This is a genomic window from Serratia sp. JKS296, from assembly GCF_900215445.1.
GTDB classification, from domain to species: Bacteria; Pseudomonadota; Gammaproteobacteria; order Enterobacterales; family Enterobacteriaceae; genus Serratia; species Serratia marcescens.
In genome coordinates, this window is the sequence record NZ_OCMX01000001.1 from 2288396 (window position 1) to 2301201 (window position 12806).

The following is a 12806-nucleotide window of genomic DNA, read 5'->3' on the forward strand; positions in this document are numbered from 1 at the left end:
TTATCCTCGCAAAATGGCGGTCAGGCCTTTGGCGCCGGCATAGTCTTCGGCGAAGGCCAGCAGATCGGGCGCGTCCAGCGGCGTGCGGGCGGCGCGGTAGGGCTCGCCGAGCAGGTGGTACTTGTTGATGCCCAGCGTGTGGTACGGCAGAAAGTGGATCTCCGACACGCCGATCTCGTCGGCGGCGAAGTCGACGATCGCACGGACAGAGCGACGATCGGCGTTGAAATCGGGGATCAGCGGCACGCGCACGGTCATTGGCACGCCGTGCGCCGCCAGCCGGCGGAAATTGTTCATCACCCGGCGGGCGGAGCCGCCGGTCCAGGATCTAAAGCGCGCTTCGTCGGTGTGTTTGAGGTCGGCCAACAGCAGATCCAGCCACGACAGCGAAGGCGCGATGTAACGCCACGGAACGTGCAGGCAGGATTCGACGGCGGTGTGGATGCCGGCTTCGCGGCCGCGCCGTAGCAGTTCCGCTGCAACCTCCGGCTGCATAAAGGGTTCGCCGCCGGACAGCGTTAAACCGCCGCCGCTGCGCAGGTAGAAAGGCTTATCCCGCATCACCTCGGCCATGATATCGTCGGGGTTGACCGGGCTGCCGCACAGGCTGAGCGCGCCGGTCGGGCAGGCGGCGGCCAGCGCCGCGTAGTCGTTTGCGCTGATGACTTCACGCTGCAGCGTCAACGCCTCTTCGTCACGCTGCAGGCCTTGCGGGCAGCGCTCGGCGCACAGCGTGCAGCCGCTCAGGCACAGGCGTTCGTCAAACAGCAGGTCTGCATGGCGCGAGCGGCTTTCCGGGTTCTGACACCAGCGGCAGCTCAGCGGGCAGCCTTTTAAAAAGACCACGCTGCGGATGCCGGGGCCGTCATGGGTCGAGTAGCGCTGCAGATTGAAGAACATGAGTCACCCGTTTGGCGTTGCTGAATCTTTCGCCATTAAAGATGTTTCGAATGAAAGTTGAATTGATTTTGATCAAAAGTTAGCGCGGTTTTTGCCCTATGATGATCAGAGTTTGAGTCCGCCCACAGAACATGACACAGGAGTCCGTGATGGAGCTTTATCTCGATACCGCCGATGTGACCGCGGTAAAACGCCTGGCGCGCATTCTGCCGCTGCACGGCGTCACCACCAACCCGAGCATCGTGGCGAAGGAAGGCAAGCCGATCTGGGAAGTGCTGCCCGCGCTGCGCGACGCCCTCGGCGGCACCGGCAAGCTGTTCGCGCAAGTGATGGCGGCCGATGCGGAGCGCATGGTGGCGGAGGCGGCGCTGCTCAGTCAGCGCGTCCCGGGGCTGGTGGTCAAGATCCCGGCGACCGCCGAAGGGCTGGCGGCGATCAAGAAACTCAAAACGATGTCCATCCCGACGCTGGGGACGGCGGTGTACGGCGCCGGGCAGGGGCTGTTGGCGGCCTTGGCCGGGGCGGAATATGTGGCCCCTTACGTCAATCGGGTGGACGCGCAGGGCGGCGACGGCATCGAAATGGTGCACGAGCTGCAGCAGTTGTTGAGCCTGCATGCGCCGTCGGCGCAGGTGCTGGCCGCCAGTTTCAAGACGCCGCGCCAGGCGCTGGAGTGCCTGTTAGCCGGCTGCCAGGCCATCACGCTGCCGGTGGACGTCGCGGAGCAGTTCCTCAGCGCGCCGGCAGTGCAGGCCGCGGTCGAGAAATTCGAACAGGATTGGCAGGGGGCGTTCGGCTCAACGCTGTTAGGCTAAAGCCAGTAAAAAGGGCGCCGCGGCGCCCTTGCTTGATGCTCGGTTCGCTTAGCCGCGGCCGGTCTCCTCTCGCAGTGCGGCGCTGACCTCGTGCACCGTCGGTTGTTCGGAACGCAGCGCCCGGCGGATGGCGAAGAAAGCGGCGATCAGCATGGTCACCGCCACCAGCATAAAGAACCCGCACAGCGCGGCGTTGATCTGGTTGCTGAATACGATGGTTTCCATGTCTTTCAGCGATTTGGCCGGCGCAATAATCGTGCCTTGCTCGATGCCGGTGGAGAATTTCTTCGCCTGCGCCAGGAAGCCGATGCTCGGTTTTTCGTGGAAGATCTTCTGCCAGCCGGCGGTCATGGAGGTCACGAACAGCCAGGCGGTCGGCAGAATTGTCACCCAGGCGTAGCGCTGCTTTTTCATCTTGAACAGCACCACGGTGCCGAGGATCAGCGCCATCGACGCCAGCATCTGGTTGCCGATGCCGAACAGCGGCCACAGAGTATTGATGCCGCCGAGCGGATCGACCACCCCCTGATACACGAAGAAGCCCCAGCCGGCCACCGCCACCGTGGTGCCCGCCAGGTTGCCGAACCAGGAGCGGTTGTTGGCCAGCTGCGGCACCGCCACGCCCACCAGATCCTGCACCATAAAGCGGCAGGCGCGGGTGCCGGCGTCGACGGCGGTCAGGATGAACAGCGCTTCGAACAGAATGGCGAAGTGATACCAGAACGCCATCATCGCCCGGCTGTTGAACACCTCACTGATGATGTGCGCCATGCCCACGGCGAAGGTCGGGGCGCCGCCGGCGCGCGACAGAATGGAGTTCTCACCCACCTCTTTGGCGATCAGCGCCAGCGTTTCCGGCGTGACGATAAAGCCCCAACTGTTGATGACCTGCGAAGCATTTTCCACCGTGGTGCCGATCAGCGCCGCCGGCGAGTTCATGGCGAAGTAAACGCCCGGATCCAGCACCGAGGCGCAGATCAACGCCATGATGGCGACGAAAGATTCCATCAGCATGGCGCCGTAACCGATAAAGCGCATGTGGCTTTCGCGCTCCACCAGCTTCGGCGTGGTGCCGCTGGAAACCAGCGCGTGGAAGCCGGAAATGGCGCCGCAGGCGATGGTGATGAACAGGAACGGGAACAGGGCGCCGGCGAACACCGGGCCGCTGCCGTCGATAAAGCGTGAAACCGCCGGCATTTTCATCTCCGGCATGGCGAAGACGATGCCGATGGCCAGGCCGATGATGACGCCGATTTTCATAAAGGTGGAAAGGTAGTCGCGCGGCGCCAGCAGCAGCCACACCGGCAGCACCGAGGCGACGAAGCCATAGATCACCAGCACCCAGGTCAGGGTGGTGCCGTGCAGCGTGAAGAATGGCCCCCAGTAGGGATCTTGCGCCACGTTGCCGCCGTAAACGATCGCCAGCAGCATCAGCACGAAGCCAATCACCGAAATTTCGGCGATCTTGCCCGGCCGGATAAAACGCATGTAGATGCCCATGAACAGCGCGATCGGGATGGTGGCGGCGATGGTGAACAGCCCCCATGGGCTGTCGGCCAACGCTTTTACCACCACCAGCGCCAGCGCCGACAGGATGATGATCATAACGCCCAACGCGCCGAGCATGGTGATCACCCCGGCGAACGCGCCCAGTTCTTGCTTGGCCATTTCCCCCAGTGAACGCCCGTCGCGGCGGGTGGAGATGAACAGCACCAGGAAATCCTGCACCGCGCCGGCCAGCATGACGCCGACCAGGATCCAGATGGTCCCCGGCAGGAAGCCCATCTGCGCGGCCAGGATCGGCCCCACCAGCGGCCCGGCGCCGGCGATCGCGGCGAAGTGGTGGCCGAACAGCACCCATTTGTTGGTGGGCACGTAGTCCAGGCCGTCGTTATGGCGTTCCGCCGGGGTCAGACGACGGTCATCCAGCTCAAAGACCTTGTCGGCGATGAACCGGCTGTAGAAGCGGTAGGCGATGCTGTAGCAGGCGACGGCGGCGACCACCAGCCAGACGGCGTTGACGTGCTCGCCGCGGCTTAGCGCCAGCATGGCGAAAGCGAAGGCGCCGACCAACGCCACCAGCAGCCAGATAAGTCCGGACCTGATGTTTTTCATGAAACAACTCCTTGGCGTGCAGAGGTAAAAATCAACGTTGTTATTAGGAATGACGTTTTAACAGTAGAAGTTTTGCCGCCGAACCGCGGCAGGTCGGATGAGAAATGTGAAGCCGGTGGGGTTTTAGTGTAGAAACAACGTGATGAAACAGCGTTGGCGCAGGCTGTCGCCCACATAATCCTGAGCAGTTATTCATTCGGCATTTTCACGGCGCGTACAGCGAATTATCGTCGTTTTTTATCTGGGCACGGTGTCTGGCGGATTATTATTTTATCTGTCGAGGTGTGCCGAAATAAAATTACTCATGCTGTGTTATACCTTTATTTTCACCCATGGGCTTAATTATTCATCAAATAAATAATAAAGCTACTAAAGGAATTTAATTATGATAAATAAAATCATCGAAGGGTATTTACCTCAGCTCACGGCCATTCGGCACGATATTCATCAGCACCCTGAATTGGGTTTCGAAGAGTTCCGCACCAGCGATCTGGTCGCGGATTATCTGAGCTCGTGGGGCTACGAGGTGCATCGCGGATTGGCGGGCACCGGCGTGGTGGGGACGCTGCGGGTGGGCGACGGCGTTAAACGCCTTGGGCTGCGCGCCGATATGGACGCCTTGCCGATAGAGGAAAACAACGGCAAACCCTGGCGCAGCAGCGTGGCCAACCGCATGCATGCCTGCGGCCATGACGGCCATACCACCATGCTGCTCGGTGCCGCCCGCTACCTGGCGCAAACGCGCAACTTCAACGGCACGCTGCACCTGATTTTCCAACCGGCGGAAGAGATGCTGAACGGCGGCGCGCGCATGGTGGAGCAGGGGCTGTTCGAACGCTTCCCCTGCGACGCCATCTTCGCCATGCACAACATGCCGGGGATGGCGCTCGGCGAGTTCTTCTTCCAACACGGCCCGTTTATGGCCTCGATGGATCAATTCAACGTGCGGGTGCAGGGGCGCGGCGGCCACGGCGCCATCCCGCAGCTGGCGGTCGATCCGGTGCTGGTGGCCTCGCATATCACCGTTGCCCTGCAGAGCATCGTTTCGCGCAATATCGATCCGCTGGAGGCGGCGGTGATCACCGTTGGCAGCATCAAGGCCGGCGAGGCGGCCAACGTGATCCCGGACAGCGCGGAGATGAAGCTCAGCGTGCGCTCGCTGGATCGCCAGGCGCGCGCTACGCTGCTGGCGCGCATTCCGGCGCTGATCGAGGCGCAGGCGGCAAGCTTCGGCGCCCACGCGACGGTGGAACACGTTAACGGCACGCCGGTGTTGGTCAACGACGAAGCGATGACCCGTTTCGCCCACCGCGTGGCGGAGCAGCAGTTCGGCGCCGCCCGCGCGCACTACGGCGCTAGGCCGCTGATGGGCAGCGAAGACTTCGCCTTTATGCTCGATGCGCATCCGCAGGGCTGTTACCTGATCGTTGGCAACGGCGACGTCGAAGGCAGCTGCATGGTGCACAACCCGGGATATGACTTCAACGACGGCTGCCTGGCGGCCGGCAGCCAGTATTGGGGGGCATTGGCTGAAGCCTATTTAAAATAAACGCGAAAAATAATAACAGGGAAGATAATGATGAGTGAAAATACGGCTGAAACCCAAACGGAAATAATATCGGCCCCGAAGATCGGTGGCAAAAAGATCATCTTCGCCGCCTCCTTCGGCAATGCGCTGGAATTTTTCGATTTCGGTATTTATAACTTCTTCGTCATTTATATTAGTGTGCTGTTCTTTCCGCCGTCGAGCGATCCTAATTTGGCGTTGCTGTTGGCGTTCGCCACGTTTGGCGTCAGTTTTTTCATGCGGCCGCTGGGCGGTATTTTGATCGGCGCCTATGCCGATCGCCATGGCCGCAAGCCGGCGATGATCCTGACGATTTCACTGATGAGCCTGGGCACGGCGATGATCGGTTTTGCGCCGACTTACGCCAGCGCCGGCTATTGGGGAACCGTCACACTGGTGGCGGCGCGTTTGATCCAGGGCGTGGCGGCGGGCGGCGAGGTGGGGGCATCGATGTCGTTGCTGGTGGAGTCGGCGCCACCTAACCGGCGAGGCTTCTATTCCAGCTGGTCGCTGGCGACGCAGGGCATCGCCACCGTGGTCGGCGGTGTCACCGCGCTGGCGCTCAGCGCGGTCTTGCCGGTGCTTTCCGGCGAGCCGAACGCCATGGCCGAGTGGGGATGGCGCATTCCGTTCTTTATTGGCGTGGCGCTGGCGCCGCTCGGTTGTTGGCTGCGTCTCGGATTGGAAAGCGACCGGCCGCCGGTGTCGCGGGCCCATGAACCGCCGGCGCAGCTGCGACGGCACTCGCGGGCGGTGGTGCTTGGCGTGATGCTGACCATTGGCGCTACCGTCGCCACTTACATCTCGATGTATTATCTCGGCACTTACGCGGTGAAATACTTAGGCATGCCGCAAGCCTACGGCTATGCCGCGATGCTGCTGGCGGGGCTGGTGACCTTCGGCGGCAGCCTGTTGGTCGGGCACTGGTGCGATCGCTATGGCCGTTTGCCGCTGATCCGGGGCTCGCGCATCGCTATCTTGATCGTGGCCTTGCCGGCGTTTTGGTGGCTGAGCGCCGCGCCGCATCCGGCGGTGCTGCTGCTGATTGTCGCGATATTGGTCGGATTGACCACGCTCGGCTCGGTGCCGACCATGCTGATGATTTCGGAGCTGTTTCCGCAGCGCATTCGCGCATTGGGGTTTGCGTTGGTCTATAGCCTCGGCGTGGCGATTTTCGGCGGCTTTGCCCAATATATCGCCTCGCAGTCGATCGCGTTGAGCGGCTCGCTGCTGGCGCCCGCCGTCTACCTGATGCTGGCGACGCTGGCTTCGCTGGCGGTGCTGCCATTGCTGCGTGAAACCGGCGGCGATCCATTGCGCTAGCGAGCGCGGGCGAAAAAAAGCGCCGGCGGTTTTCACCGTCGGCGCTTTGCGTTGCGACCGTTTCAGGCTGGCGTTCAGGCCACCGGACGGGCGATCACGCTGCGGGTTTCCATGCGCACTTCGGCGATGGTGACCTGCAAGGTATCGCTTTGGCGGTAAACCACTTCACCTTTGATCTGCACGGTGCCGGTTTCCTGGCTGCACTGCATTTCGTCACGCACTGCGTGAATGAACGGCGCCGGGATGAAGGCAACCGCGCCGTTGTCCAGCAGGCGCACACGCAGGCCGCCACGGGTTACGTCGATAATCTCGGCGTTGAAGCGGGTATCGGTGCCGGCCTTGTCCTGCAGGAAGCGGGCGTACAGCCAGTCGCCGACGTCGCGTTCCGCCATGCGGTTCAGGCGGCGGCGCTCCGCCAGCTGCACCGTCACGTCATCCTGCGGTTTTTCCGCCGACTGCTGGTTGATGACCGCCTTCAGCAGGCGGTGGTTGACCATATCGCCGTATTTACGGATCGGCGATGTCCAGGTGGCGTAAGCCTCCAGACCCAGACCGAAGTGTGGCCCTGGCGTAGTGCTGATCTCGGCGAAGGTCTGGAAGCGGCGGATGCGGCTGTCGAGGAACTGGGTCGGCTGCGCGTCCAGGTGGCGGCGCAATTCGCAGAAACCGTCGAGGGTCAGCAGCTTCTCGGCTTCGGCTTCGACGCCGTTGGCCTGCAGTACGGTGACCGCTTGCTCAACCAGCGCAGGATCGAAACCGGTGTGCACGTTGTACACGCCGAAGCCTAGGCGATCGCGCAGCACGATGGCGGCGCAGACGTTGGCGGCGATCATGCACTCTTCAACAATACGGTTGGCGCTGCGGCGCTGCTCGGTAACGATCTCCAGCACGTCGCCTTTTTCACCCAACACGAAGCGGTAGTCCGGGCGATCTTTGAATACCAGCGCATGCTGGTGGCGCCAAGCGTTACGCGCGTCGCAAACGCGTTTCAGCAGGGTGATCTGTTGCGCGATGGCGTCGCTAGGCGGTTGCCAGCCGGCAATGCCGTCCAGCCAGTCGGAGACTTCGTCGTACACCAGTTTGGCTTTGGACTCGATCTCGGCGGCGAAGAACTGAATATCTTCGCCCAGCGCGCCGTCGGCGGCGATGGTCACGCGGCAAGCCAGCACCTGACGGCGCTCGTTAGGGCGCAGCGAGCACAGGTTGTCCGACAGATCGCGCGGCAGCATCGGGATGTTGAAGCCCGGCAGATAGTTGGTGAAGGCGCGCACGCGGGCGATATCGTCCAGCTTGCTGCCTTGCTCGACATAAGCGGTCGGATCGGCGATGGCGATGGTCAACTGCAGCGAACCGTCACCGTTGTCGGTCACGTACAGCGCATCGTCCATGTCTTCGGTGCTGGCGCTGTCGATGGTGACGAATTCGAGCGCGGTCAGATCTTCACGCACCAGCGCAGCGTCCGGCTCGCTGAGAGCCTGCATCTCCGGCGCCTCTTTTTCCAGATTGTGACGCGCCAGCGTCACCCACCACGGGGCGAAATGGTCTTCACCGTCGGTGATAAACTGGGTCAGGTCGGCGTTGAAGCCGCGATCGCCTTTCAGCGGATGACGGCGCATTTCCGCCACCGCCCAGTCGCCGGCCTGGAAGTTGTGGGTCAGTTCACGCACCGGGCGGCACGGAATCGCCTCTTTCAGCAACGGATGATCGGGCACGATGGACAGGCGATCGTCGCGCTTTTGCACGCGGCCGACGAAGCGCGACAGGAACGGCTCGACCAGGGTTTCCGGCTCGGCGATTTCGCGCTCTTTCTCGGTGTGCAGGGTGGCGATAATGCGATCCCCGTGCATGACTTTCTTCATGTACGGCGGTGGAATGAAGTAGCTTTTTTGACCGTCTACTTCAAGAAAGCCAAAGCCTTTCTCAGTCCCTTTCACGACGCCTTCAACGCGCGGGGTCTGAGAGTGAAGTTGCTGTTTAAGCTGCGCCAGCAGCGGGTTATCTTGAAACATATCGTCCAGTGAATGGGTTGTGAGTGGCAAGATTTGCGGCTGACAGTTTTACGCGAATCACCCGCTGCGAGCAAGCCTAACGTCACGGAACCCCGCGTTGCCGCGCGATTTTGCGCAAGAATGGTCAATCGAAGGGCGAACGATGAAAAACCCCGGCTCGCAGGCCGGGGTGAAAGGCGTGGGACAATCAGTCCCGCAGCGGCGTCGGCTGCAGGATTTCAATCCAGTAATCGTCCGGATCGCGAATGAACGCCACGTAGTTCATGCGGCCTTCATGCAGGCGTTTCTGGAAGGTGACGCCCAGGCGTTCAAACCGCTCGCAGGCGGCGCGCACGTCCGGCACCGTGACGCACAGGTGGCCAAAGCCGCGCGGCTCGCCGTTGCCGTTGTGGTAATGGAAATCCGCCTGATTTTCGGTGCCGTGGTTATGGGTCAGCTCGAGAATGCCCGGCTGGCTCAGCGCCCAGCGTTTGCGTTCGTCGTCATCCTGCGGGATCTGCTCGCGCGGGCTGCGCGTCAGGTAGCAGATGGTGAAGGCGGCTTCTTTGAACTCTTCCAGATAGACCGGGGTAAAGCCCAGCACGCGCGTATAGAAATCCAACGCTTTGGTCAGGTCTTTCACGCGGATCATGGTGTGGTTGAACACGTAACCGTCGGTTACCGTATCCGGTTGGGCCGCCACGCCGGGCAGCGTCAGTAAGTCATTCAGTGGCATCAGTGATCCTCCTCAGGGTGTCGACAGACTGTAGGTGAAATCGATGCTAATCTAAAGTGATTGTTTTTAACTAAAACGCTAACTAAAAGTGAAGGATAGATGAAGCTGAGCCAGCTGAAGTTTTTCTGCACCGTGGTGGAACACAAAACCATCGCCGCCGCCGCCCGTGAGCTGCACTGCGTGCCTTCCAACGTCACGCTGCGGCTGCGCGAGCTGGAAGAGTCGCTGGGCGGCGAGCTGTTTTTCCGCGACAAGAACCGGCTGTACGTGAATCCCAAAGGCCGGCTGTTCTACCAGCAGGCGCGCGACATCGTGGCGCAGGCCGAGCGCAGCAAACAGCTGTTCGCCGGCGAGCAACAGCATGGGCTGCTGAACCTCGGGGCGCTGGATTTTTCGCTGGTCAGTCACTTGCCGGCGCGCATCGCCCGGCTGCGCCGTTTACAGCCCCATTTGCACATCAACGTGCTGAGCCGCGACTCGCTGGTGCTGGAACGCATGTTGATCGACAGCGATCTCGATCTGGCGATCACCGACGGCCCGATTGAGCATCCGCTGCTGGCCAGCCAAAAGGCGTTTGACGAACGGCTGGTGCTGCTGATGCCGGCGGATGTCGGGCAACCCGACGCCGCCACGCTGGCGCCGCTGGAGTTTTACACGTTCAGCCGCGAGTGCTCGTTCCGGCTGAAGGTCGATCACTGGCTGGCCTCGCGCGGGCTGAAACCGCGCATGACGCTGGAAATGGAATCTTATGCCGCGATGGCAGCCTGCGTGAAGGATGGTTGCGGCGTCGCCTGCGTGCCCGGCTCGTTGCTGCCGCTGATCTTGCCGGCGCCGGGGCTGAAGGTGGTGGAAATGGGCGAGGAGGGCGTGAGCGATCTCTATTTCGTCTGGCGGCGGCATCAGCTGTCCGAGGAATTGCAGACTATCCTGGAAATATTGGCGCGCCCGGTGTGAACCGGGCGCGTGTTTTCAGGCGATGCGCAGCGACGGTTGCTGCTCGCTGCGGCGAATCGCCACCGGGATCGACTTCGACGTCGGAGTGCCGGTGCCGTCGCCGAAGCTGGCCAGCGGCACCAGCGGGTTGGTTTCCGGGTAGTAGGCCGCCAGGTTGCCACGCGGAATGTCGTAACTCACCAGCTTGAATCCATCCACCTTACGTACCACGCCGTCGTTCCACAGGGTTTCTATCTCTACCCGTTCGCCATCCTGCAGGCCCAGCGCCGCCAGATCTTCCGGATGGATGAACAGCACTTCGCGCTGACCGTAAACGCCGCGGTAGCGGTCATCCAGACCATAGATGGTGGTGTTGTACTGATCGTGCGAGCGCAGCGTCTGCAGGGTGAACGGCGCTTGCTCGCCGCCCAGCTGCGGGAACAGGGTGGTCGGCAGCGCGGCGTCGCTGAATTCCGCCTTGCCGCTTGGCGTGGCGAAGCGCAGTTCGGCGGCGGCATTGCCCAGGTAGAAGCCGCCGGGTTGCTCGCAGCGCCGGTTGAAATCCTCGAAGCCGGGAATGGTGGCGGCGATGTGATCGCGGATCAGCGAGTAGTCGTCGGCCAATTCCAGCCAGTCCAGCTGTTGCGTACCCAGCACGGCGTCGGCGATGCCGCAGACGATCGCTGTCTCCGAACGTTGAGTGTCCGCCAGCGGTTTGCCGATGCCTTCCGAGGCGTGCACCATGCTGAACGAGTCCTCGACCGTGATGTACTGTGAGCCGCTGGCCTGCATGTCCAGTTCGGTGCGGCCGAGCGTCGGCAGGATCAGCGCGTCTTTGCCGGTCACCAGGTGGCTGCGGTTAAGCTTGGTGCTGATATGCACCGTCAAATCGCAGTTGCGCAGGGCGCGGGCGGTGCGCTCGGTGTCCGGCGCCGCGGCGGCCAGGTTGCCGCCCAGCGCGATCAGCACTTTCACTTCGCCGCGCAGCATCGCTTCGATCGCTTCCACCGTGTTGTGGCCCAGCGCGCGATTGGCGGTGAAGTTAAAGTGGCGTTCCAGGCTGTCGAGCAGCGCCTTCGGCGACTTCTCATCGATCCCCATGGTGCGGTTGCCCTGGACGTTGCTGTGGCCGCGTACCGGGCACAGACCGGCGCCCGGTTTGCCCAGTTGCCCGAACAACAACTGCAGGTTGGTGATTTCACGCACCGTTGCAATAGAGTGCTTATGCTGAGTCACGCCCATCGCCCAGGTGCAGATCACCCGTTCGGCGCCCTGGTAGGTGGCCGCCGCCTGGCGCAATTGCGCTTCGCTCAGGCCCGATTGCGCGGTAATGGTCCGCCATTCGGTGGCGTCCACCTGCGCCAGATAAGCCTCTACGCCGACGCTGTGCCGTTCGATAAACGCCAGGTCAAACAGGGCGGGTTCACCGGCGGCGAGGCGCTGACGGTGGGTTTCCAGCAGGGCTTTCACCATGCCGCGCACCGCCGCCATATCGCCGCCCAGATTCGGCTGGTAATAGGAAGAGCTGATCGGCGAGGATTTTGGCGTCAGCATCTGCACCGGATCCTGCGGATCGGCGAACCTTTCCAGCCCACGTTCGCGCAGGGTATTAAAGCTGACGATGCGCGCGCCGCGTCGGGCGGCGTTTTTCAGGCTGTGCAGCATGCGCGGGTGGTTGGTGCCGGGATTTTGACCGAACACGAAGATGGCGTCGGCCTTTTCGAAGTCATCGATGCGGATGGTGCCTTTGCCGACGCCGATGCTCTGCTTCAGCCCAACGCCGCTCGCCTCGTGACACATGTTGGAACAGTCGGGGAAGTTGCTGGTGCCGAGCATGCGGCCAAACAGCTGATAAAGGTACGACGCTTCGTTGCTGGCGCGGCCCGAGGTATACAGCTCGATCTGGTTCGGGTTGTCCATGCCGTTGATGTGTTTGGCGATCAGCGCCAGCGCGTCCGGCCAATGGATAGGCTCATAGTGGTCGGTTTCGGCGTTGTAGCGCATCGGATGGGTGAGGCGCCCTTGATACTCGAGGAAATAGTCGCTCTGCTGCTGCAGGGTGCTGACGCTGTGGGCGGCGAAGAACTCAGGCTCCACGGCGCTGCGCGTCGCTTCCCAACTGACCGCTTTGGCGCCGTTTTCGCAAAAGCTGAAGGTGCTGTGATTGTCGTCGCCCCAGGCGCAACCGGGGCAGTCGAAGCCGCGCGCCTTGTTGACGCGCATCAGGTTGCGCATGTTTTTTAGCGTTTGTTTACTGTCGAGGACAAAGCGGGTGGTGGCTTCAAGCGAACCCCAGCCGCCCGCCGGGCCGGTATAAGGCTTGATTGACGGTTTGAATTTCATGGTGACACTTCGCAGGTGGTTGTAGCTAAAAAGTAAACGCTTTTTTATGCGTTTTGCGTATTTATGTCACAAGTTTAGGAGCGCGG

At 61.9% G+C, this 12806-nt stretch carries 9 protein-coding genes; 4 read left to right on the forward strand and 5 right to left on the reverse strand.

The annotated features are described in order from the left end of the window. Positions 1-900 carry a glycyl-radical enzyme activating protein gene (locus CRO23_RS10900; RefSeq protein ID WP_016927537.1) on the reverse strand — a complete coding sequence of 300 codons (900 nt, stop codon included), beginning with the start codon at positions 898-900 and terminating at the stop codon, positions 1-3. Between the two features lie 149 nt (positions 901-1049). Here CRO23_RS10900 and fsa point away from each other — a divergent pair, with 149 nt between their 5' ends. Then, positions 1050-1715, forward strand: a complete 666-nt coding sequence (gene fsa, locus CRO23_RS10905) for a fructose-6-phosphate aldolase (protein ID WP_016927538.1) — start codon at positions 1050-1052, stop codon at positions 1713-1715. 48 nt (positions 1716-1763) lie between these two features. On the opposite strand, the gene CRO23_RS10910 is transcribed toward fsa, so the two are convergent. Beyond that, entirely contained in the window at positions 1764-3830 is a 2067-nt protein-coding gene (locus tag CRO23_RS10910) for a carbon starvation CstA family protein (RefSeq protein WP_016927539.1), read from the reverse strand. A 385-nt stretch (positions 3831-4215) separates the two neighbouring features. On the opposite strand from CRO23_RS10910, the gene CRO23_RS10915 reads away from it, so the two are divergent. After that, positions 4216-5379, forward strand: coding sequence for a M20 aminoacylase family protein (locus tag CRO23_RS10915; protein ID WP_097101924.1), 1164 nt, complete (start codon positions 4216-4218; stop codon positions 5377-5379). Positions 5380-5409: 30 nt separating this feature from the next. Continuing rightward, positions 5410-6720: an MFS transporter gene (locus CRO23_RS10920; protein ID WP_097101926.1), complete on the forward strand. Its 1311-nt coding sequence runs from the start codon at positions 5410-5412 to the stop codon at positions 6718-6720. A gap of 74 nt (positions 6721-6794) precedes the next feature. Here the strand turns inward: CRO23_RS10920 and CRO23_RS10925 are convergent, their stop codons facing one another. Further along, complete coding sequence (locus tag CRO23_RS10925) at positions 6795-8729, reverse strand: exoribonuclease II (protein WP_097101928.1); 1935 nt, start codon at positions 8727-8729, stop codon at positions 6795-6797. 187 nt (positions 8730-8916) lie between these two features. Further along, a complete protein-coding gene (gene gloA, locus CRO23_RS10930) occupies positions 8917-9444 on the reverse strand; it encodes a lactoylglutathione lyase (RefSeq protein WP_016927543.1) in 528 nt (175 codons plus the stop codon). Between the two features lie 99 nt (positions 9445-9543). Between gloA and CRO23_RS10935 the strand changes: the two genes are divergently transcribed. After that, entirely contained in the window at positions 9544-10398 is an 855-nt protein-coding gene (locus CRO23_RS10935) for a LysR family transcriptional regulator (protein WP_097101930.1), read from the forward strand. A 15-nt stretch (positions 10399-10413) separates the two neighbouring features. On the opposite strand, the gene CRO23_RS10940 is transcribed toward CRO23_RS10935, so the two are convergent. Beyond that, entirely contained in the window at positions 10414-12720 is a 2307-nt protein-coding gene (locus CRO23_RS10940; RefSeq protein ID WP_016927545.1) for an FdhF/YdeP family oxidoreductase, read from the reverse strand. Between the last annotated feature and the right edge of the window lie 86 nt (positions 12721-12806).